The 21,357-nt window shown below is 63.5% G+C and carries 18 protein-coding genes; 13 read left to right on the top strand and 5 right to left on the bottom strand.

Annotated elements, in window-relative coordinates; translation table 11 throughout:
• Positions 1 to 25: 25 nt before the first annotated feature.
• The 3 genes from ehuD to ehuB form a co-directional block, all read right to left on the bottom strand.
• The gene (ehuD, locus tag P0D87_RS19710) at positions 26 to 685 is read right to left on the bottom strand and encodes an ectoine/hydroxyectoine ABC transporter permease subunit EhuD (protein WP_053859970.1); all 660 of its coding nucleotides are present in this window, start codon (positions 683 to 685) and stop codon (positions 26 to 28) included.
• Positions 682 to 1,341: an ectoine/hydroxyectoine ABC transporter permease subunit EhuC gene (ehuC, locus tag P0D87_RS19715; RefSeq protein ID WP_029966830.1), complete on the bottom strand. Its 660-nt coding sequence runs from the start codon at positions 1,339 to 1,341 to the stop codon at positions 682 to 684. The genes ehuD and ehuC overlap by 4 nt, the downstream gene beginning before the upstream one ends.
• 86 nt (positions 1,342 to 1,427) lie before the next feature.
• The gene (gene ehuB / locus P0D87_RS19720) at positions 1,428 to 2,282 is read right to left on the bottom strand and encodes an ectoine/hydroxyectoine ABC transporter substrate-binding protein EhuB (protein WP_006049622.1); all 855 of its coding nucleotides are present in this window, start codon (positions 2,280 to 2,282) and stop codon (positions 1,428 to 1,430) included.
• Positions 2,283 to 2,561: 279 nt separating this feature from the next.
• Here ehuB and ehuR point away from each other — a divergent pair, with 279 nt between their 5' ends.
• From ehuR to ppk2, 11 genes are all read left to right on the top strand, one after another.
• Entirely contained in the window at positions 2,562 to 3,965 is a 1,404-nt protein-coding gene (gene ehuR, locus P0D87_RS19725; RefSeq protein ID WP_029966828.1) for a MocR-like ectoine utilization transcription factor EhuR, read from the top strand.
• Between the two features lie 171 nt (positions 3,966 to 4,136).
• Positions 4,137 to 5,144, top strand: coding sequence for a hydroxyectoine utilization dehydratase EutB (eutB, locus tag P0D87_RS19730; protein WP_053859971.1), 1,008 nt, complete (start codon positions 4,137 to 4,139; stop codon positions 5,142 to 5,144).
• On the top strand, positions 5,141 to 6,142 hold the full coding sequence (locus tag P0D87_RS19735; RefSeq protein WP_053859972.1) for a cyclodeaminase: 1,002 nt from the start codon (positions 5,141 to 5,143) through the stop codon (positions 6,140 to 6,142). Before eutB ends, P0D87_RS19735 begins: the two co-directional genes overlap by 4 nt.
• A 9-nt stretch (positions 6,143 to 6,151) precedes the next feature.
• The gene (gene doeA / locus P0D87_RS19740) at positions 6,152 to 7,378 is read left to right on the top strand and encodes an ectoine hydrolase DoeA (protein WP_029966822.1); all 1,227 of its coding nucleotides are present in this window, start codon (positions 6,152 to 6,154) and stop codon (positions 7,376 to 7,378) included.
• A 5-nt stretch (positions 7,379 to 7,383) separates the two neighbouring features.
• Entirely contained in the window at positions 7,384 to 8,406 is a 1,023-nt protein-coding gene (doeB, locus tag P0D87_RS19745; RefSeq protein WP_053859973.1) for a N(2)-acetyl-L-2,4-diaminobutanoate deacetylase DoeB, read from the top strand.
• Between the two features lie 5 nt (positions 8,407 to 8,411).
• Positions 8,412 to 8,903: an Lrp/AsnC family transcriptional regulator gene (locus P0D87_RS19750; protein WP_006049616.1), complete on the top strand. Its 492-nt coding sequence runs from the start codon at positions 8,412 to 8,414 to the stop codon at positions 8,901 to 8,903.
• Between the two features lie 143 nt (positions 8,904 to 9,046).
• On the top strand, positions 9,047 to 10,549 hold the full coding sequence (locus tag P0D87_RS19755; protein ID WP_006049615.1) for an NAD-dependent succinate-semialdehyde dehydrogenase: 1,503 nt from the start codon (positions 9,047 to 9,049) through the stop codon (positions 10,547 to 10,549).
• Positions 10,550 to 10,580: 31 nt separating this feature from the next.
• Positions 10,581 to 11,987, top strand: coding sequence for an aspartate aminotransferase family protein (locus tag P0D87_RS19760; RefSeq protein WP_006049614.1), 1,407 nt, complete (start codon positions 10,581 to 10,583; stop codon positions 11,985 to 11,987).
• A gap of 140 nt (positions 11,988 to 12,127) precedes the next feature.
• Positions 12,128 to 13,861 carry a gamma-glutamyltransferase gene (gene ggt / locus P0D87_RS19765; RefSeq protein ID WP_006049613.1) on the top strand — a complete coding sequence of 578 codons (1,734 nt, stop codon included), beginning with the start codon at positions 12,128 to 12,130 and terminating at the stop codon, positions 13,859 to 13,861.
• A gap of 164 nt (positions 13,862 to 14,025) precedes the next feature.
• A complete protein-coding gene (locus P0D87_RS19770) occupies positions 14,026 to 14,466 on the top strand; it encodes a VOC family protein (protein ID WP_006049612.1) in 441 nt (146 codons plus the stop codon).
• Between the two features lie 108 nt (positions 14,467 to 14,574).
• Positions 14,575 to 15,501 (top strand): polyphosphate kinase 2, encoded by a 927-nt coding sequence (gene ppk2 / locus P0D87_RS19775; protein ID WP_006049611.1) that lies wholly within the window; start codon positions 14,575 to 14,577, stop codon positions 15,499 to 15,501.
• 177 nt (positions 15,502 to 15,678) lie between these two features.
• Here ppk2 and P0D87_RS19780 read toward each other — a convergent pair whose 3' ends face one another.
• Complete coding sequence (locus P0D87_RS19780) at positions 15,679 to 17,265, bottom strand: inorganic phosphate transporter (protein WP_006049610.1); 1,587 nt, start codon at positions 17,263 to 17,265, stop codon at positions 15,679 to 15,681.
• A gap of 215 nt (positions 17,266 to 17,480) precedes the next feature.
• Between P0D87_RS19780 and P0D87_RS19785 the strand changes: the two genes are divergently transcribed.
• Positions 17,481 to 18,362 (top strand): CHAD domain-containing protein, encoded by an 882-nt coding sequence (locus tag P0D87_RS19785; protein WP_053859974.1) that lies wholly within the window; start codon positions 17,481 to 17,483, stop codon positions 18,360 to 18,362.
• An 88-nt stretch (positions 18,363 to 18,450) separates the two neighbouring features.
• Positions 18,451 to 20,025: a GGDEF domain-containing protein gene (locus P0D87_RS19790; RefSeq protein ID WP_053859975.1), complete on the top strand. Its 1,575-nt coding sequence runs from the start codon at positions 18,451 to 18,453 to the stop codon at positions 20,023 to 20,025.
• 34 nt (positions 20,026 to 20,059) lie between these two features.
• Here P0D87_RS19790 and P0D87_RS19795 read toward each other — a convergent pair whose 3' ends face one another.
• Positions 20,060 to 21,136 (bottom strand): VTT domain-containing protein, encoded by a 1,077-nt coding sequence (locus P0D87_RS19795; protein ID WP_006049607.1) that lies wholly within the window; start codon positions 21,134 to 21,136, stop codon positions 20,060 to 20,062.
• Positions 21,137 to 21,357: the final 221 nt, after the last annotated feature.

Raw genomic sequence — 21,357 nt, forward strand, 5'->3', positions numbered from 1 at the left:
GGGGTGTCGACGTCGGTTCTCACGGTCATGGCAACCTCAGACCGTATTCGAGCCGCCGCACGAGTTGCGCGAACGTGATGCTGATTAACAGAAAGAAGATGCCGGCCAGCGTAATCGGCTCGAGATAGCGGAACGTTTCGGAGCCGATGTTCTTCGCCTGCTGCATCAATTCGACGACGGTAATCGCCGACAGCACCGGCGTGTCCTTGAACATCGCCACCAGGTAATTGCCGAGCGCGGGAATCACCGGGCGAATCGCCTGCGGCAGAATCACGCCGCTATACGTGCGCCACGGCGACAACGACAACGCGCACGCCGCTTCCCACTGGCCGCGCGCCACGCCGTTCAGTCCCGCGCGATACACCTCCGACGTGTAGCACGCGTAATGCAGCGCGATACCGACAGTGCCCGCCGTCAATGCGGACATCGTGATGCCATACACCGGCAGCACATAAAACAGTACGTAGACCTGAATCAGCAGCGGCGTGCTGCGAATGAATTCGACGATAAAGCCGACTGTGCGCGACACTGCCTTGACCGGACTGCGTCGCAGCACGGCCAGCACGAGGCCAAGCACGAGCGCGATCGCAAAGCCGATCAACGTGATGAAGATCGTGTACATCGACGCGCGCAACAGCGCCGGCAGAATCTGCTCCGCGTAATGCAGGTCGAAGAAGCTGCTCATCGGGCGGCCCTCTGGAGAATGCCGTGGCTCACGCGGCGCTCGAAATGCCGCATCAACGCAACCAGAATCTGCGCGAGCACGAAGTAGATGACGAGCGTGAGCATGAAAATCTCCGCGGTCTTGAAGGTCGCTTCGTCGAGTTGCCGTGCGCGAAACGTCAGATCGGAGAGCGTAATCAGCGACACGAGCGAGGTGCCCTTGAGCAACTCGATCATCAGATTGGTCGCGGGCGGCAGCGCATTGATCATCGCTTGCGGCAATATGATGCGGCGCATTCTGGTGAGCGGCGACATGTTGAGCGCGAGCGCGGCCTCGAATTGTCCGCCGGGCACCGAACGCAACGCGCCGCGCAAAATCTCGGAACCGTACGCGCCGTAATGCAAACCGAGTCCGACGATAGCCACCGTAAACGGCGTCATTTCGATGCGAAACGGCGGCAGCGGCAGCACGAAGAAAAACCAGAACAGTTGCACGAGCAACGAGGTGCCGCGGAATATCTCGACGTACGCATTGCCGAGCCAGCGCAGCGGCGTCCACGGCGCGAGCTTGGCGGCGGTCGCGATAAACGCCATCGCGATCGCGAGCACCGTGGCCAGCGCGGCGATCTCGACCGTCACGAGTGTGCCTTGAAGCAGCAGGGGAAACAGTTCACGCATGGCGGGTCCTCGCTTGCATGACGGCATGTGCGCGTGCACACGCCTTTGAATTCAGAGCCGGCGTGGCCGGCACGCCCGAGACTCGCTTACTTGCCGCAGATGTCGGCGGCGGTGCGCGTCGTCAGATTGGTTTTGTCGAAACCGAATGCGCCGACGGTTTGCAGATGATCGGGCGTGCCGAGCCAATCGTGCAATTGCTTGTTGACCGCATCGCGCAGGTCCGTGTCTTCCGGGCGGAACGCGAGCGCGCCGTAGCCGGTGTGCTTCGGGTCGCCCTTGAAATTGGCAACCGCTTCCACCTGGTCGGAGGCTTTCGCGGCGAGGCCCTTCATGGTCAACGCGGTGCCCGCCGCGGCGTCGGCGCGGCGCGCGCGCACGGCCTGCAATTGCGCGGTCGTGTCGGGCACTTGCATGAGTTGGGCGTCTTTCACGCCGGCATCGCGCGAATTGGCGAGTTCGACCGCGCCGGCCATCACCGCGAGCTTGATGTCGGGCTGCTTGCCGATATCCGCGTAGCTATGAAGATTCTTCGGATTGCCTTTGGGCACGAGCAGCGTGTCCTGGATCTGATACTGCGGATTCGCGAACGCGACCTGCTTGCAGCGCTCCGGCGTGATGTACATGCCGGCCGCGATCACGTCGAAGCGGCCCGCGCGCAGGCCAGGAATCAGCGAGCCCCATTCGGTCAGCACGCCGTCCACTTTCTTCACGCCCATCCGCGCAAAAATCTTGCGGGCGATTTCCGGAGACTCGCCGGTCACCTTGCCGTCCGGCGTCGTGTACGCGAACGGCGCTTCGTTCGCGTAGCCGATACGTACTTCGCCGGTGCGCTGGATGCGCTGCAACGTCGTTTCAGCCGACGCATGTTGCGCCGCCATGCTCAGGGTCGCCGCGGCGACGCAGAGGGCTCCCAGCAATCCTGAAGTGCGCTTCGCTTTCATATCGATTCCGTTGATAGCAGTGGTGAATGAGGTGATGAATTAGGCGATGAATTAGGCGTCTTGCCCGGCCTTCCGCCGCAACCCTGAATGCAGCATACAAAGCCAATTTTTTAATCCGATTGCTCTAGGACAATAATTTTCCGGGCCTGTTTCGCGGCAGTATGAGAAGCGTGAATAGGCGGCATGGCGGGCTTATACGCGGTTGTCGGGCAAGGGTATACGACGACAGGACGGGCGCGGTAACTCGTCGCACGGGCTCGCGACATCGAATGACGGAGGATGCAAGTGATTGGGCAGTGGCGTGATGCGGTGCGTGCGGTGCACGGCGTGGAGTCGAAATACAAACGGCTGGTGAAGGCGATTGCGGGCGATATAGAAAGCGCGTCGCTGCCTGCGGGCGCGCGGCTCCCGCCGCAGCGCGATGTCGCCGCGGAACTGGCGATCAGCGTGCAGACGGTGACCAACGCCTATAAGGAGCTCGAGCGGCAAGGGCTGATTCGCTGCGAGGTCGGGCGCGGCAGTTTCGTTGCGGCGCGGGTCACGGAAACCATGTCGAACTACATGCTCGACACGGCCGAGCGCTCGGTGGTCGACTTTTCGATTGCGCGCATCATTCATACGCCCGAGCACGATGCGATGTGGCGCAAGGTCTGCGCGACGCTGTCCACGCTCGACGACCAGCCGTGGATTCGCGCATTCCGGCCGATCGCGGGCTTCGAGCATCATCGGCAGGCGGGCGTGGCGTGGCTCGCGTCGTTGGGCATGCCGGCTTCGGCGGATACGCTGCTCGTGACGAACGGCGCGGCGCACGGCATCTTTCTCGCGCTCGCGTCGCTCGTCGGTCCCGGCGATACCGTGCTGTGCGAAAGCCTCACGGATCACGGCGTGATCGGCTCGGCCAACGTGCTCGGCTTCACGCTCAAGGGACTCGAGATCGACGAATACGGCATCCATCCCGAGCATTTCGAAGAGATGTGCGACAGCGAGCGGATCAGTGCGCTCGTCTGCACGCCCACGCTGAACAATCCCACTGTCGCGATGATGCCCGACTCGCGCCGCCGGGCGATCGCACGGATTGCGGAGCGCTACGGCGTGTACGTGATCGAGGACGACGTCTACGGACCGTTGCCCGCCAAGGCCGCGACGCCGATTGCGAGCCTCATCCCCGAGTTGTCGTTCTACTGCACGAGCATGACGAAGTCGGTGCTGACGGGCTTGCGCATCGGCTATCTGACCACGCCGCGGCGGCTCGCGCTACGCGCGGAAAGCGTGTTGCGCGTGAGTAGCTGGATGGCCACGTCGCCGATGGCCGAGGTCGCGACGCGCTGGATCGTCGACGGCACAGCGGAGCGCCTCGTGCAGGTTCAGCGCGAACGCCTGGGAAGACGCCAGGCGCTGCTTCAGCAAACGCTCGGCGGCTATGTGCTTGGCGCGCATCCGCAAGCGCTGTCCGCGTGGCTGCGCGTGCCCGAGCACTGGCAGGCCGAGCGGCTCGTGCGGGAACTGCGCAATCGCGACATCGCGGTGACTTCCGCCGATCCGTTTCTCGTGCGCGGCGCGGACCGGCCGAACGCAGTGCGCGTGTGTGTCGGCGCGGAAGTGAGCGACGATACCTACAAGGCGGCGCTCGACACGATGCGCGAGGTGTTCGAGCAGTATCCTCAGGTGCACGATTTCACATAAACGCTGCATGGCTCGCGCAGTGTGCGGGAAATGAACTAGGACAATAGAAATCGTTTTTTAGAACATTAGACTGGGCTGCATTCAAACGATGCGGCCGCAGCCGGCATGACGCGTTAGTCGTCGTGAAGCAGCGCAGGCATCGGATTAACCCTTTCGTGCAGGGCCGAGTTCATGTCCGCTGTTCTGTCGCTGGCCGATGTCTATCGCGCGCGTCGCCGTATCGAGGGGCGCGTGTTGCGCACGCCGCTCATCGAATCGCCGAGCCTGTCGGCCATTGCCGGTGCGCCGGTGTTCCTCAAGCTCGAAACGGTGCAGCCCACCGGCAGCTTCAAGCTGCGCGGCGCGACCAACGCGCTCGCTCAACTCGTGGAGCAGGGCTGTCGCAAGGTCGTCACTGCATCGACGGGAAATCATGGGCGTGCGGTGGCGCATGCGGCGCGTGCGCTCGGTATCGAGGCGACGGTCTGCATGTCGGCGCTCGTGCCCGGCAACAAAGTAGAGGCCGTGCGCGCGCTCGGCGCGCAAGTGTGCATTGTCGGCAAAAGCCAGGACGATGCGGAGCATGAAGCGCTGCGGCTCGTGCGCGAAGAGGGCTTTGCTTATGTGCCCCCGTTCGACGATCTCAACGTGATCGCGGGGCAGGCGACCATCGGGCTCGAGATCGTCGAAGCGTTGCCGGACGTCGCGCATATCGCCGTCCCGTTGTCCGGCGGCGGTCTGTTTGCAGGCGTCGCGTTCGCGGCCCGAAGCGCGAATCGCGCGATTCGCATGACCGGCGTGACGATGGCGCGCGGCGCAGCGATGCATGCGAGTCTCGCAGCCGGACGGCCCGTGCTTGTCGAGGAACTCGATACGCTGGCCGATTCGCTCGGCGGCGGCATCGGCCTCAAAAACCGCTATACGTACCAGCTCACGCGCGATCTCATCGACAGCACGTTGTTGCTCGATGAAGACTCGATTGCGCGCGGCATCGTGCATGCCTATCAGCATGAGCGTCTCGTCGTGGAGGGCGCGGCCGCAGTCGGCATCGCCGCGCTGCTCGACGGCTTGCTGCACGACACGCGTGCTGAACGCGGCCCGCTGGTCATCATTGTGACCGGCGCGAATATCGACATCGATCTGCATCGCCGCATCGTCAATGCGATGCCCGCGCAATCCCATTTTCATCAAAGCTCATGACGTCCATCACATTGCTCGGCGAAGCGCAGCTTCGCGAACTCGTGCCGCTCGATCTCGCGGCAATCGATCAGGTCGAAGCCGCCTTCCTCGCGCTGGCTACGGAAGATGTCGCGATGCCGCCGATCTTGCGTCTCGATCTGCCCGCGCAAAACGGCGAGGTCGATGTCAAGACCGCTTATCTGCCGCGCTTCGACAGCTTCGCGATCAAGGTGAGTCCGGGCTTCTTTAATAACCCGGCGCTCGGTTTGCCGAGCCTGAATGGCTTGATGCTGGTGCTGTCCGCAAAGACCGGCCTGACCGAAGCGGTGCTGCTCGATAACGGCTATCTGACGGCGGTGCGTACCGCAGCCGCCGGCGCAGTCGCGGCGCGCTGGCTCGCGAAGCAGCACACGCCGCAAGTCGCGGTGCTCGGCGCGGGCGAACAGGCGCGTCTGCAACTGCAGGCGCTGATGCTGGTGCGCCGCGTCGAACACGTTCGCGTGTGGGCGCGCAATCGGTCCAACGCAGAGCGGTTTGCCGAAGAGATGACCGCAACGCTCGGCGTGCGCTGCGAAGCCGCACGCGATGTCGCTCATGCGCTGGCCGAAGCGGACGTCGCGATCACGACGACGCCGAGCCGCACGCCGCTGATCGAAGCCGCGCATCTGCACGCCGGTTTGCATATCACCGCAATGGGCTCGGACGCCGAGCACAAGAATGAGATCGCGCCGGCGGCATTGGCGGCGGCGCGCTACATCTGCGATCGCGTGCAGCAAACCCGCGTACTGGGCGAATTGCATCATGCGCTGAATGCGCGCGCGATCAAGACCGACGCGTCGATTGCCGAGCTGGGCGAAGTGATCGCGGGCAAGGCCGTGGGCCGGACGAGCGATACGGACGTGACGATCTGCGATCTCACCGGCACCGGCGCACAGGACACGGCGATTGCCGCGCTCGCCTTGCAGCGCGCGCGAGCCGCGAACGCAGGAACCGTTTTTCGTAACGATGTAGAGCGCTAAGAGGGGACGATGTCCGAGACAACTCAACTGGAACGCAATGTGAGCGATCAGGCGTTGGCTGTACGCCTGCCGTTCGAACGAGCGGAATACGACGCACGTATCGGCAAGACCCGCAAGGCGATGCAGGCCGCCGGGATCGAACTGCTGATCGTGTCGGACCCGACTAATATGGCGTGGCTGACCGGCTACGACGGCTGGTCGTTCTACGTGCACCAATGCGTGCTGCTTGCGCTCGACGGCGAGCCGGTATGGTTCGGCCGCGGTCAGGACGCGAACGGCGCGAAGCGCACGGTGTTCATGCAGCACGACCATATAGTTGGTTATCCAGATCATTATGTGCAGTCGGCCGTGCGTCATCCGATGGACTACCTCGCGCGCGATGTGATTGAAGCGCGCGGCTGGGGCGCGCTGAGAATCGGCGTCGAAATGGATAACTACTATTTCAGCGCAGCGGCTTACCGCTCGCTCGTCCAGCATCTGCCCAACGCGAAATGGCATGACGCAACGAGCCTCGTGAACTGGCAACGCGCAGTGAAGTCGCCGCGTGAAATCGAATATATGCGCGTGGCGGCGCGCATTGTCGAGGCGATGCATGAGCGCATTGTCGAGCGAATCGAGCCGGGCATGCGCAAGAACGATCTGGTGGCCGAGATCTATTCGACGGGCATTCGCGGCGTGGACGGTTACGGCGGCGACTATCCGGCCATCGTGCCATTGCTGCCGACCGGCGCGGACGCCGCCGCTCCGCATCTCACGTGGGACGACACGCCGTTCGCGAAAGGCGCGGGCACGTTCTTCGAAATTGCCGGCTGCTTCAAGCGCTACCACTGTCCGCAGTCGCGCACGGTGTTTCTCGGCAAGCCGCCCAAGCATTTCATCGACGGCGAACGCGCGGTCGTGGAAGGCATCGAGGCCGGGCTTGCCGCGGCGAAACCGGGCAACACCTGCGAGGACATCGCCAATGCATTCTTCGCGATGCTGCACAAATACGGCATCGAAAAGAACAGCCGCTGCGGTTATCCGATCGGCGCGAGCTATCCGCCGGATTGGGGCGAGCGCACCATGAGCCTGCGTCCAGGCGACAAGACCGTGCTCGAACCGGGCATGACGTTTCACTTCATGCCGGGCCTATGGCTCGACGATTGGGGACTCGAAATTACCGAAAGCATCCTGATCACGGAGAACGGTGTCGAGACGTTCTGCAATACGCCGCGCAAGCTGTTCGTGAAGGAGTAGTGCATATGCGCGCCTCGCCTATTCAGCCGACCGTCGACTTCAATGTCGACGGCGAACAGCATGGCTTTCTAAAACTGCCGCATTCGCACGATGCGTCCGCGTGGGGCGCCGTGATGATTCCCGTCACCGTGATTCGCAACGGCGAAGGGCCGACCGCGTTGCTCACAGGCGGCAATCACGGCGACGAATACGAAGGGCCGATCGCGCTTTCACAACTCGCGTCGACGCTCAAAGCCGCGGACGTGAAAGGCCGCGTGATTATCGTGCCGTTCATGAACTACCCGGCGTTTCGCGCGGGCAGTCGCACGTCGCCGATCGATCGCGGCAATCTGAATCGCAGTTTTCCTGGCAAGCCGGACGGCACCGTCACCGAAAAGATCGCCGATTACTTTCAGCGCCATTTGCTGCCGCTCGCTGACTATGTGCTCGATCTGCACGCCGGCGGCCGCACGCTGGACTTCGTGCCGTTCGCCGCGATCCATCTGCTGTCCGATGAGCGGCAGCAGGCGCGCTGCGAAGCGGCGATGCGCGCATTCGGCGCGCCTTATTCGATGCGTATGCTGGAACTCGACAGCGTTGGACTCTTCGATACCGCGGCCGAGGAAGCGGGCAAGGTTTTCGTATCGACGGAACTCGGCGGCGGCGGCACGGCCACCGCGCAAAGCGTTGCGATCGCCGTTCGCGGCGTGCGAGGATTTTTGCAGCACGCGGGCATTCTCGTTCAGGAACCGGGCGAGCAAGCGGCACGCACCACCACATTGCTCGATATGCCCGACGGCACCTGCTTTACCACCAGCGAACACGACGGGCTGCTCGAACTGTGCAAGGACCTCGGCGAGATGGTGGAAAGCGGCGAGGTGATCGCGCGAATCTACGATGCGTCGCGCACCGGCGTTGCGCCGGTCGAATATCGTGCACGCCGCGGCGGCCTGCTCGCGGCGCGGCATTTTCCGGGGCTCGTGCGGATCGGCGATACGGTTGCGGTGGTCGCCGATGTCGTCGAGCGCGGCATACCGGTGAGCGTCTGAGCGCGATGAAACTCGACCGCTACGACCTGGCGATTCTGCGGATTCTTGCGCGCGACGGACGCATCACGAAGTCGCGCCTCGCGGAAGAAATCAATCTGTCGATTTCGCCGGCATGGGAGCGCGTCAAGCGCCTCGAAGACAGCGGCGTGATTCGCGGTTACCGCGCCGACGTCGACTGGCTGCGCGCGTTCAAGGGCGCGCGCGTGGTGGTCGAGGTCACGCTCGCGCGGCATACCGCGCAGGACATGCGGCGTTTCGAGGAACGCATTGGCGCGTCGCCCGAAGTCGTGCAATGCCATGCGACGGGCGGCGGCGTCGACTATGTGATGCACGTGATGGCGCGCGACATCGACCACTATCAGCGGTTTATCGATTCCTTGCTCACGGCTGAACTGGGTATCGAAAAGTACTTCACGTACATCGTCACGAAGGTCGTGAAAAGCATGCCCGAAGGTGTGCCCGACTGGGCCGACGAATCGTTCGGCGACGACAGTTGAAGCACGCGGCGACGCTGCCGAAAAAACACCACGCGCCGCCGCGCATTACGGAAAAAACGCCGGCTTCGGCGCACGCGAACCGAAAAAACCGCGAGGCCGCTCAACGTACAGTGACAGACATACATCGCACACAGGAGGTCGTCATGTTGCTGGGTCATCCGGTTCTGTTCAAATCGCTGTGTTACGTCGACGGGCGCTGGGTGCATAGCGCAAGCGCGGCAAGTGTCGCCGTGCGCAATCCCGCGGATCAGGAAGTGCTCGGGCATGTGCCGATGCTCGACGCGGCGCAGATCACGGAAGCCGTCGATGCCGCGCAGCGTGCCTTTTCCGCGTGGCGCTGGCTGCCGGTCGCGAAGCGCTCGACGTTGCTGCTGCGCTGGCACGAACTGATCCTGCGCCATCAGCACGACCTTGCGGCGATTCTCTCGCTCGAACAGGGCAAGCCGCTCGCCGAAGCACGCGGCGAGATTGCGTATGGCGCGAGCTTCGTCGAATGGTTCGCGCATGAAGTGCGGCGTCTGAATGGGCGCACCATTCCCACGCATATCGACGGCGCGCAACTGGGCACCGTGATCGAACCGGTGGGCGTTGCCGCGTTGATCACGCCGTGGAATTTCCCTTGCGCGATGATCACGCGCAAGGCGGCCGCCGCGCTCGCGGCCGGTTGTACGGTTGTCGTGAAGCCGGCGCATGAAACGCCGTTCTCCGCGCTCGCGCTCGCTCAACTCGCCGAAGAAGCCGGTTTTCCAGCGGGCGTATTCAACGTGGTGCTCGGCGAACCGCAAATGGCGATGCAAACGCTCGTCGGCGATTCCCGCGTGCGCTCGGTGAGCTTCACCGGTTCGACTCGCGTCGGCGGGCTCGTGATGCAGGCCGTCGCAAACGCGGGCATCAAGAAGACGGCGCTGGAGCTGGGTGGCAACGCGCCGTTCATCGTCACCGAAGACGCCGACCTCGAACAGGCCGTGCGCGTCGCCATCGCCGCGAAATTCCAGACGTCGGGCCAGGATTGCTGCGCGGCCAATCGCATTTTCGTTGCGCGTCCGTTGTACGAGACGTTCGTCACGCGATACAGCGACGCGGTTCGCGCATTGAAAGTGGGCTCGGCACTCGAAGCCGATGTGGACGTCGGCCCGCTGATGCATCAAGCCGCATTCGACACGACCATGCAGCGCGTCGCCGATGCGCAAGCCAAGGGCGCGCGCATCACGGTTGGCGGATCGGCGCACGAACGCGGCGGCTGGTTCTTCGAGCCGACCGTGGTGGCCGACGCCGCGCCTGGCATGCGCATCTACGACGAAGAAAACTTCGCGCCGATTTCCGCACTCACGCCATTTGATTCGCTGGACGAAGTAATCGAGCGCGCGAACGACACCGAGTACGGTCTTGCCGCATATGTCTGCGCGCGCGATCTGAACACGGTCTTTCAACTGATTCGGCGCCTCGACTTCGCGATGGTCTCGGTGAACGGCGCCAAGTTCACGGGGGCGCCGATTCCGTTTGGCGGCATCAAGTCGTCGGGACTCGGCCGCGAAGGCGGCGCCGAAGGCTTCGAACCTTTTGTGGAAACACGCTATTTCTGCCTCGGCCAACTCGGCTTGCCGGTGACGCAAAGCCTGCCCGCTCGCAGCGCCGCGGCCGCCTAACTCATTCACGCATTCAACGAAGGAGCATTTGATGACTCAGCCCGAACAACTCGATCAACTCTTCAGCGCCGACCGCGCGCATTTCATGCACCCGTCGACGCATGCTCACGACCACGCGAGCGGCGCGCTGCCGGGCCGCATTGTGACGGGCGCAAAAGGCATCCGCATTGAAGACCATCAAGGCAAGTCTTTTATCGACGCCTTCGCGGGTCTCTATTGCGTGAACATCGGCTATGGACGCACCGAAGTTGCCGAGGCCATTTACGAGCAGGCGAAGAAGCTTGCCTACTATCACACGTATGTCGGCCACTCGACCGATACGATCATCGAACTGTCGTCGCGCATCATCGATTGGGCGCCGCAGGGCATGAAGAAGGTGTACTACGGCATGTCGGGCTCGGACGCGAACGAAACGCAGATCAAGCTCGTCTGGTACTACAACAACGTGAAGGGCCGGCCGAACAAGAAGAAGATCATCTCGCGGCAGCGCGGCTATCACGGCTCGGGCATCGTGACGGGCAGCCTCACGGGTCTGCCGAGTTTTCATCAATACTTCGACCTGCCGATCGAGCGCGTCAAGCACACCACGTGTCCGCACTGGTATCGCAATGCGCCGGCCGGCATGAACGAAACGCAGTTCGTCGCATATTGCGTCGAGGAACTGGAGCAACTGATCGCGCGCGAAGGCGCCGACACGATCGCTGCGTTCATCGGCGAACCGGTCATGGGAACGGGCGGCATTCTGCCGCCGCCTGCCGGCTATTGGCCCGCGATCCAAGAGGTGCTGAAGAAGCACGACATTCTGCTGATCTCCGACGAAGTGGTGTGCGGCTTCGGCCGTCTCGGCTCGAAGATGGGCGCGCAGCACTACGGCATGACGCCCGACCTCATCACCGTCGCGAAGGGTTTGACGAGCGCGTATGCGCCGCTCTCCGGCGTGATTGTGAGCGAAGGCGTGTGGGATGTGATCGACAAGGCTTCGCAGGAATTCGGTCCGATGGGGCACGGCTGGACCTACTCGGGACATCCGGTCTGCGCGGCAGCGGCGCTGGCGAACCTCGATATTCTCGAGCGCGAGAATCTTACGCAAAACGCGGCGCAAACCGGCGCGTATCTGCTCGAGCAATTGCATGCCGCGTTCGATTCGCATCCGCTCGTCGGCGAAGTGCGCGGTGTGGGCATGCTGGCCGCGCTCGAATTCATGGCCGACAAGGACGCGCGCCGTCCGTTCGATCCGGCGCTGAAGGTCGGCCCGCGCGTGTCGGCTGCTGCGTTGCAACGCGGGCTGATTGCGCGCGCGATGCCGCATGGCGACATCCTCGGTTTCGCGCCGCCGCTCGTGACTTCGCGCGACGAGGTCGACGAAATCGTGAAGCTCGCTCGCGCCGCAGTGGATGAAGTGGCCTCGCAGGTTCTCACGCCGGCGGCTGCTGTTTAATCGAAGTCATACGCCTCTTTGTGTGCCGCAGCAGGTGCCTTACGGATTTGCGCGGCTTCGCAAAGAGGCGCTTCGCATGTTATAAGCCCAAGGGAACTGTCGTTATCGTCAGGTGAAACAGTCGTCTTGGGGGATTAACAATGAGGTTGTTCCGCAACGCCAGATCGTCGGCCAGCGTGTTCGCACTGGCCACTGTGTTGTCTGTTTCCTTCGGCTTTCTCGAGGCCACGCCGGCCGTCGCGAAGCCGCCCGTCAAAGCGCAGCCCGCGGTTCTCACCGCGTCCGCCATCGCGGTCGCGGACGAGTACAGCGCGGATGCCGCCGAACAGATTTTCAAGGAAGGCGGCAATGCGGTCGATGCCGCGGTGGCCATCGCCTTCACGCTTGCCGTGACTTATCCGGAAGCGGGCAACATCGGCGGCGGCGGTTTCATGACGCTGTACGTGGCCGGCAAGCCGTACTTTCTCGACTATCGCGAGCGCGCGCCGCTGGCGGCAACGAAGAACATGTATCTCGACGATAAGGGCGAGGTCATCAAGGGCATGAGCCTGTACGGTTATCGCGCGGTGGGCGTGCCCGGCACCGTCGACGGCATGTGGCAGGCGCAGCGCCGCTTCGGCAAGCTCAAATGGAAGCAGGTGCTGGCGCCGGCCATCCACTATGCGCGCGACGGCTTCGTGGTCAGCGAGCAATTGCAGGAGCGCCGCGATGCGGCGGCCAAGGAATTCGCCGGCAAGACGAACTTCGACACGTACTTCGGCAACATGAAGCAGGGCGTCAACTTCAAGCAACCGGATCTCGCCGCCGTATTGCAGCGGATTTCCGATCAGGGCGCGAAAGATTTCTATTCCGGCAAGACGGCTGATCTGATCGCCGAGTCCATGCGTGGTCACGGCCTCATCACCAAGGCCGACTTGCAGCAGTACAAGGCCGTATGGCGTCAGCCAATTCAGGCCGACTGGAAAGGCTACCGCGTGTACACTGCGCCGCCTCCGAGCTCGGGCGGCATCGGCCTCGTGCAACTGCTGAAGATGAAAGCCGATCGCGCGGACGACTTCAAGGATGTGCCGCTCAATTCGCCGCAATACATTCATCTGATCGCGGAAATCGAAAAGCGCGTATTCGCGGACCGTGCGCAATATCTCGGCGATCCGGACTTCTACAAGGTGCCGGTCGCGCAATTGACCGACGACGCCTACATCGCGAAGCGCGCCGCCGAGGTCAATACGGAAACGCCGTCGGACACGAAGAGCGTGCAGCCGGGACTCGGCACGTCGATGCCGGAGAAAGCGGAAACCACGCATTTCTCGGTCGTCGACAAGTGGGGTAACGCGGTGTCGAACACGTACACCGTGAACGGTTACTTCGGCTCGGGCGTGGTCGCCGATCGCACGGGTATCGTGCTGAACGACGAGATGGACGACTTCTCCGCGAAGCCGGGCGTCGCCAACATGTTCGGCGTGGTGGGCAGCGACGCCAATTCGATCGAACCGAAGAAGCGCCCGCTTTCGTCCATGAGCCCGACCATTCTGACGAAAGACGGCAAGGTGTCGCTTGTGATCGGCACGCCGGGCGGCTCGCGCATCTTCACGTCGATCTTCCAGGTGATCAACAACGTCTACGACTTCAATATGCCGCTGCCGGAAGCGGTCGCCGCGATGCGTTTCCATCATCAGTTGCTGCCGCCGAACACGATTTTCTGGGAGCCGTATATGCCGATCGACGGCGAGCTTGCAAAGGCCGTCGAAGCAAAGGGCTATACGCTGAAGGCGCAGAATTTCAACGGCGACATTCAGGCGATCAAGATCAACGACAACACGCCCGAACCGGCAGCCGATCCGCGTGGCCGTGGCGTGACGCGGATTATCCAGTAAGCGTTGTGCGGATTGTGTGAGCGGTGCATGGGTTGAGATGTGCCGCTCACAATTAACGGAAGACCTCGCGCTCGAAAGAGCCCGGGGTCTTTTTTTCGTGCCGTGTGAGACACTTTCCGGTACTCGCGAGCCATTCGCGGCCGCTACCCAGGGAGTGAGCCACCATGAATCTGTCTGCGACGCCTTCCGACGTGCCTGCACCATCGTCCGATGCCGAGCCGCGCATCGAGTCGCTCAGCGCGATTACGCTCGCCACCGGCGACATGCGGCAAGCGGTGCGCTTCTATCAGGCTCTTGGCTTCCCGCTCAAATTCGGTGGAGAAGACGCGGCGTTCACGTCGTTCGAATTCGGCGGAACGTATCTGAATCTGATCGCCGATCCGCGTGCGCCGGTGAATTGGTGGGGCCGCGTCATCGTCTATGTGTCCGATGTCGACGCGGTTTATCGCAAGGCGCTGGCGGCGGGCTTCGAGCCGTCGTTGGAGCCGTCGGATGCGCCTTGGGGCGAGCGCTATTTTCATATCAGCGATCCGGACGGCCACGAACTCAGCTTCGCGAAACCGTTGCGCGACGCGCGGGCGTCGGCGAAAAACTCGCTATCATGAAACGGCTGAACGGTAACACGGCTGACACCGGGCGCACCGATAATCGGGCGCGTCCGCGTCGCGCTTGCCGCCGCGCGCCCGATCATTTCCGTCGCCAGGAGAGCCGCAATGAAAGAGCAGGACCCGAGACCCGAAGCCGAGTTGCTGACTGAGCGGCAACGCCGTTTCGAGGAGGACCTCATCGACGCGTACGACGAGGAACTCGAGATGGAGGTCGACGACCGCATACTCGACGGTTCGGAAGCCTTCACGCCGGAGAACCGCGAAGCACGCAAGATGTACTTCCGCGAGTTGTTCCGCCTGCAGGGCGAACTGGTCAAGCTGCAGGACTGGATCGTGGAGACGGGGCATCGCCTTGTGGTCATTTTCGAAGGACGCGATGCCGCGGGCAAGGGCGGCGCGATCAAGCGCATCACGCAGCGGCTCAATCCGCGCGTGTGCCGCGTCGCGGCGCTGCCGGCGCCGAACAACCGCGAGCGCACGCAATGGTATTTCCAGCGCTATGTGTCGCATCTGCCGGCCGGCGGCGAGATGGTGCTGTTCGATCGAAGCTGGTACAACCGCGCGGGCGTCGAACGCGTGATGAATTTTTGCACCGACGACGAATACGAAGAGTTCTTCCGCTCCGTGCCGGAGTTCGAAAAGATGCTGGTGCGCAGCGGCGTGCAGATCGTCAAGTACTGGTTTTCGATCACCGACGAAGAGCAGGAAATCCGCTTTCAAAACCGCATTCACGATCCGCTGAAGCAGTGGAAGCTCAGTCCGATGGATCTGGAAAGCCGGCGCCGCTGGGAGGCCTATACGCAGGCGAAGGAAGTGATGCTGCAGCGCTCGCATATTCCCGAGGCGCCGTGGTGGGTCGTGCAGGCCGTCGACAAGAAGCGCGCGCGGCTGAACTGCATCCAGCATCTGCTGAACCAGGTGCCGTATCACGAGATCGAGCATCCGCGTGTCGAACTGCCGGCGCGTGTTTATCACGACGAGTACAGCCGCCAGCCGGTGCCGGCTTCGATGATCGTGCCTGAGGTTTATTGAGGGGGGAGTCGATTACGTGCGCGCGATCGACTCAGAAGCGCGCGCCTTTTAATCGACTCATGATTTGAGGCGAATGCGGGCCTTAATCGCCTCAAATCTCATCAGTATCATGTCGGCGCCTTCAGACCGCAGCAGCGGCGCTAAACCACTGCGGTCTGAGCGAAGCTGCATAACACCTCAGAACACCGCCCGAAACACCCAATACAATCCCGCCGCGAGCGCGATCGAAACCGGCAGCGTCAGCACCCACGCGAGCACGAGGCTGCGCACCGTCGCCCATTGCAAGCCCGAGCCGTTCGCGGCCATCGTGCCCGCCACGCCGGAAGACAGCACGTGAGTCGTCGAAACCGGCAGACCGTACATGTCGGCCGCGCCAATCGTCATCATCGCGACCAGTTCGGCGGACGCGCCCTGTCCGTACGTCAAATGCTGCTTGCCGATCTTCTCGCCGACAGTCACGACGATCCGCTTCCATCCGACCATCGTGCCCAGGCCCAGAGCAATCGCGACCGCGACCTTGACCCACGTCGGAATGAACTTGGTGGCGTGATCCGTTTGCGCCTTGAAGTTGTCGATGGCCTTCGCGTCTTCCGGGGCGAACGCCGGTTGCTTCGCCTTGTTCATCAGGCGGATCGCTTCCGACGCGACATACATGTTGTTGCGCACGTTATCGACGATGCCTTGCGGTACGCCGGCCATCGAACCCGAGGCGCCGACCTGCTGCGCGATCACGTCCGTCAGTTGTTTTAGCGCGGGCACGGTTGCAGGCGTGAGTTGATGCGTGCGCACATAGGCTTCGACATCGGCGCGCGGATTGGCCGACGGCGGCGCGCCGTTCGTATAGCGCGCGAGCGCGGCCGACGTTTGCTGGGCGACCGCGACGAAGGTCTGCGTTTCAGCGGGCGTGACGGCCTTGTTCAACGCATACGCCGTCGGCACGGTGCCGATCAGGATCAGCATGATGAGGCCCATGCCCTTCTGGCCGTCGTTCGAACCGTGCGCAAACGAAACGCCCGTGCAGGTCAGAATCAGGAGACTGCGAATCCAGAACGGCGGCGGCTCCTTGCCCTTCGGTTCGGCGTAAAGTGCGGGCACGCGCACAACGGCTTTGAGGATCATCAACAGCAGGCCGGCCGCGAGAAAGCCGATGAGCGGCGAAAACAGCAGCGACTTGCCGACGCCCAGCGCCTGGTTCCAGTCCACGCCACTCGTGCCGCTCGCGCCATGCATCAATTGATTCATCAGGCCGACGCCGATGATCGAGCCGATCAGCGTATGCGAACTCGACGACGGCAAGCCGAAATACCAGGTGCCGAGGTTCCAGATGATCGCGGCAATGAGCAGTGCGAACACCATCGAAAAGCCGGCGCTGCTGCCCACTTGCAGAATCAGTTCAACCGGCAGCAGTTGCAGAATGCCGAACGCGACCGCGCCGCTCGAAGTCAGCACGCCGAGAAAATTCCATGTGCCCGACCACACCACCGCGAGATTCGGCGCGAGCGAATGCGTGTAGATGACGGTCGCCACCGCGTTCGCGGTATCGTGAAAGCCGTTGACGAATTCGAAGCCGAGCGCGATCAGCAGTGCGACGCCGAGTAGCAGATACGGCAGGATGGAACCTTCGCGCACGGGTTGCAGGTCGCCCACGAGCTGCATGCTGCAATAGCCGATGCCGACTACGATCACGGCGAGGAAAACCACGAGGCCAAGATTGCGCCCCTTGCCACTGACCCCGCTCGATTGCGGGTATGAAAGCTCCGGCATGACGTGTGCCCCTGGAAGAATGTCGCGGAACTACCGATCCTGCTGGGCGCGTGTGTCGGTACGATGACAACGGCCGGCGCTCGCACAGAAGGGCTCGCACCTGACGACGCTGGCGGATCGCGCCTCGGTTTTGCCGCTGCGAGGCAGGGTGCTAGCGGCATGCGGGAATCTTTTTTGCTACGCTGGAAACGCGCAGCACTTTCCAGGGAGCTTCAATGAAGCGCGACGGTCACAAGGAAAACCGCAAGGCGGACGCAAGCGCCGCGGCCACTGGTTCCAACGCGAGCGAGCCGACGGCGCAGGCGGCGTTTGCATCGTATGCGGCTCCGCTCGTGAGCGACGCGATCACGTACGCCAATGCGGTGCGCGACGATCCGTCGCCGGAAGCGCTGCACAAACTCCGCGTTTCGCTGCGCCGCTTGCGTTCGTTGTGGTGGGCCTTTGCGCCGCTCCTCGAAAAGGGCGAAAACACGCGTCAACGCGCGCTCTACAAGTACCTGGCCACGGCGGCCGGCAAGACGCGCGACTGGGACATCCTGATCGAACTGATCCGGCATGAAGACAGTGGCGCGGGCAGCGTCGCGCCGACGCTCGAGAAAGCGCGCGGCGATGCGCTCACAACGAGCCGCGAAACGCTGACGAACGCGGACGTCAAACATCTGCTGCGGGACGCGTTGACGAGCGCATCCACCGACATCAATACCGCACATGAACGCGTGCCGCTGCGCAAGTTTGCCAACAAGCGGGTCGCAGCGTCCGAGCGTTCGCTGATGAAGCGCGCGAAACGCGCGCGCCACGCAAAGCGCTCGAACTACGCGGCTTTTCACGACGTAAGAAAGGCCGGTAAGAAGCTCCGCTATCTGCTGGAGTTTTTCGAGCCGGTGTTGAGCGGCAGCCACAAGCGCACGCTCAAGCGTCTGAAGCAGGTACAAAAACGTTTCGGGACACTAAACGATATCGTCGCAAGCGAAGTATTGCTGCGCGACAACGCCGGCCTGTTCGCCGGCTCGGGCGACGCAGCGGACGTGCTGCAGTGGCTGCACAAGGAGCGCAAGCGCCGGATGCGTTCGGCAGCCGGGCTGCTGCGCAAACTGTGACGCGCGAAGGTAACGTCCGAAGGTAAATAACTCATAACGGCCCGATGTCGATTCATGCGGGCCCGCTTGCAACGGAGGCAACGCGCAGGTGGCACATCGAGCGCATTGGCAGCGAAGGCGCTGGCGCAGAAATTTGCGGCACGGAGCAGCCGGCGTCGCGCGCTACGTGGGCAATCATCCGGTGCTCGCCGGTCTGGCCGGCACGCTGGTCGCCGTCGCGATGGCGGGCCTCACGCTGCTCACGCTCCTCAACGGCCGCGCCGACGCGCTCGACCATGCGCGCGAGACATCGCAGAATCTCGTCTCGATCATTTCCAGCGACCTCGAAAGGAACGTCGAGATCTATGCGCTTTCGTTGCAGGCGATGGTGGACGGCGCCGAGCATCACCTGAGCGCGGATCTGCCGCCCGACCTTCAGCGAGCGGTGCTGTTCGATCGCGCGACCACGGCCGCGTATCTCGGCGGCGCATATGTCGTCGGTGCGAAGGGCGAGGTGATCGCCTCGCAAAGCGGCGAGATCAGCCCGACCGTTCGCTTCACCGACCGCGACTATTTCCTCGTGCATCAGCGCAATCCGGCAGTGGGACTTTATCTGTCGCATCCGTTTCGCTCGCGCTTGCGCGACGGCAAGTTGTCGATAGGTCTGACGCGGCGTATCAATGACGAAAACGGCGGCTTTGCCGGCGTCGCATTGCTCGCGATCCGCATCGAGTATTTCCAGCGTCTGCTCGACCGGATCAGCGTGGGCCAGCACGGCTCCGTGTTCATCGCGATGGACGACGGCACGCTGATCGCGCGCAAGCCGTACTCGCCGCGCGACATCGGCGCGAGCATCGCCGGTTCGCCGACTTTCCTGCGCATGGCCGCGCAGCGCGACGGTTCGTATGTGGCGCGCTCCGCCGTCGACGGTGTGCAACGCATGTTCACGTTCGTGCATGTGCCGGGCACGCCGCTGATCGCAGCCGTCGCGCCCGCCGTCGACGACGTGCTCTCGCCGTGGCGCCACCGCGCGATGATCGCCGGCGCGCTGACGCTCGCGTTCGGTACGGTGTTCGTGATCGTGTCGTGGCTGCTGGCGTTTGCACTGCGCGACAAGCTGCGCGCGCAGGCCGCGCTGATGCGGCTCGCCGCCACCGATCCGCTGACCGGTCTCAGCAATCGCCGTGTGCTCGACAACCGGCTCGACGAGGAATGGCGACGCGCGCGGCGCACGGGTCAGCCGCTGTCGGCGCTTTTCATCGACATCGATCATTTTAAGCGCTTTAACGACACGTACGGCCATGCAAGCGGCGACGAGGCGCTCAGCGCCGTGGCCGAATGCATTTCGTCGACGGTGCGCCGCGCCGTCGATCTGGTCGCGCGCTATGGCGGCGAAGAGTTTGCCGTGATCCTGCCGGACACCTCGGCCGATGGCGCCGCTGCCGTGGCCGAAAAGATTCGCCGCAACGTGCAGGCGCAGGACATCTTGCATGGCGGCGACGGCAGCGTGGCGGTCACGGTGAGCGTCGGTTGCGCGACGATGGTGCCCGCGCAGGGCGCGAACGCGCTCGATCTGCTGGCCGCCGCCGATCGGCAGCTTTATCTCGCGAAGGCGGCGGGACGCAATCGCGTTTCTTGCGGACGCTCGGCGGTGGGATCGGTGGCGGCGGACTCGCCGTCGTAAGCGAGACGACGCTCGGCCAACGCGCCGACGTTGCTCATGCGTTGGCCCTGCGTCGCGGCGCAAAACCGCGCAGCGTCACGGCGTTGTCCGCGGTGCGTGCATTGTCTGCGTCGCTGCCCGATTCGGCGTGCGAGTGCTCGAGCTTGCCCGTCGACGGCTCATCGGCGAGCAGCAAGCCCACCGGAAAACCGCGCCGCTGCCATGCATCGAGTCCGCCATGCAGCGCGCGAATCCGCGTATAGCCGTAGTTGCGCATCCGCACGCTGATCTCGGCGGCGGTGGCGCTGTCCGGGCATACGCAGTAGATCACCATGTCGTAGGCGCGCAGTGCGAAGTCGATCTGTTCGGGCGAGTGCGGATCGAGTGCGAGCGCGCCGGGAATCGGCGACGCGGCGTCGAGCGCCGCGCTTTGCGGGCGGGCGTCGAGTACCTTGGGCGTCGGCTTGCGGCCCGATGCGTGCGATCGTCGGCCATCCGCGTCGGCATCGCCATCGGCGATGAGAGCGGCCTCACGCCGCGCCCGCCGCTGCATCACGAGCCGGTACGCGAGATACAGCAACGCGACGGCTATCAGCAGGTCGATCACGGTCCCGCCTTGTGCTCTGACGAACGCGAACAGCATGTGCAACTGCCGCTCCGCCGCCGCGCCGCCGAGCAGCCAGAACGTGGCCCACGCCATCGCGCCGGTGAGGTCCCAGAGCGCGTAGATGCGGGCGTCGACGGCTGTGGTGCCCATCAGCGGCGGCGTGACCAGCGCGAGGCCAGGCACGAACTTCGAGATCGACACGAGCGGCACGCCGAAGCGCTCGAACAGCGCGCGCGCCTGTTCGACGCGGGCATCGACGGCAGGCAGCATCTGGCCAAGCACGCGGATCAGCTTGCGGCCGTAAAGACGGCCCGCGGTGAACCAGACGCCGTCACCAATCAACGCGCCCAGCACGGCCGCGGAGAGCACCGGCCAGAACGACAGGTTGCCCGCGGCAATCGCGGAACCGGCGAACAGCAGCACGGGGACCGCGGGAATCGGCACGCCGAGGCGCGTCAACAGCACGTTGACGAAGACAATCGCGCCGCCCCAGGTGGATACCGCCGACGACGGAAACTCGACCAATTAAGCGGCTCCTGTTTGTTGTTGGCAAGTTGGCTGCGCCGGTATTGCCGGCTGCCTGGCCCGACGCCTACGCAAAGCCTGTTCCCGCACGGCTTCGCATGCTTCCTTCGCGTGCTTCGTCAATCAGGATACTCGATGGATCGCGCACGCGGCCATCGCGCGTCGGTCTGCAATTTCGTTCAAGACCTGTGCGCGCCGCATGCTTAATCTGCGTGCTGGTC

Origin of the sequence: Paraburkholderia sp. RL17-368-BIF-A, assembly GCF_046054045.1 — a bacterium.
GTDB classification, from domain to species: Bacteria; Pseudomonadota; Gammaproteobacteria; order Burkholderiales; family Burkholderiaceae; genus Paraburkholderia; species Paraburkholderia graminis.

Bases quoted from the DNA above. Each gene is read 5' to 3' on its own strand.
- ehuD (WP_053859970.1), bottom strand. From the start codon at position 685: ATGAGCAGCTTCTTCGACCTGCATTACGCGGAGCAGATTCTGCCGGCG.
- ehuC (WP_029966830.1), bottom strand. From the start codon at position 1,341: ATGCGTGAACTGTTTCCCCTGCTGCTTCAAGGCACACTCGTGACGGTC.
- ehuB (WP_006049622.1), bottom strand. From the start codon at position 2,282: ATGAAAGCGAAGCGCACTTCAGGATTGCTGGGAGCCCTCTGCGTCGCC.
- ehuR (WP_029966828.1), top strand. From the start codon at position 2,562: ATGCAAGTGATTGGGCAGTGGCGTGATGCGGTGCGTGCGGTGCACGGC.
- eutB (WP_053859971.1), top strand. From the start codon at position 4,137: ATGTCCGCTGTTCTGTCGCTGGCCGATGTCTATCGCGCGCGTCGCCGT.
- P0D87_RS19735 (WP_053859972.1), top strand. From the start codon at position 5,141: ATGACGTCCATCACATTGCTCGGCGAAGCGCAGCTTCGCGAACTCGTG.
- doeA (WP_029966822.1), top strand. From the start codon at position 6,152: ATGTCCGAGACAACTCAACTGGAACGCAATGTGAGCGATCAGGCGTTG.
- doeB (WP_053859973.1), top strand. From the start codon at position 7,384: ATGCGCGCCTCGCCTATTCAGCCGACCGTCGACTTCAATGTCGACGGC.
- P0D87_RS19750 (WP_006049616.1), top strand. From the start codon at position 8,412: ATGAAACTCGACCGCTACGACCTGGCGATTCTGCGGATTCTTGCGCGC.
- P0D87_RS19755 (WP_006049615.1), top strand. From the start codon at position 9,047: ATGTTGCTGGGTCATCCGGTTCTGTTCAAATCGCTGTGTTACGTCGAC.
- P0D87_RS19760 (WP_006049614.1), top strand. From the start codon at position 10,581: ATGACTCAGCCCGAACAACTCGATCAACTCTTCAGCGCCGACCGCGCG.
- ggt (WP_006049613.1), top strand. From the start codon at position 12,128: ATGAGGTTGTTCCGCAACGCCAGATCGTCGGCCAGCGTGTTCGCACTG.
- P0D87_RS19770 (WP_006049612.1), top strand. From the start codon at position 14,026: ATGAATCTGTCTGCGACGCCTTCCGACGTGCCTGCACCATCGTCCGAT.
- ppk2 (WP_006049611.1), top strand. From the start codon at position 14,575: ATGAAAGAGCAGGACCCGAGACCCGAAGCCGAGTTGCTGACTGAGCGG.
- P0D87_RS19780 (WP_006049610.1), bottom strand. From the start codon at position 17,265: ATGCCGGAGCTTTCATACCCGCAATCGAGCGGGGTCAGTGGCAAGGGG.
- P0D87_RS19785 (WP_053859974.1), top strand. From the start codon at position 17,481: ATGAAGCGCGACGGTCACAAGGAAAACCGCAAGGCGGACGCAAGCGCC.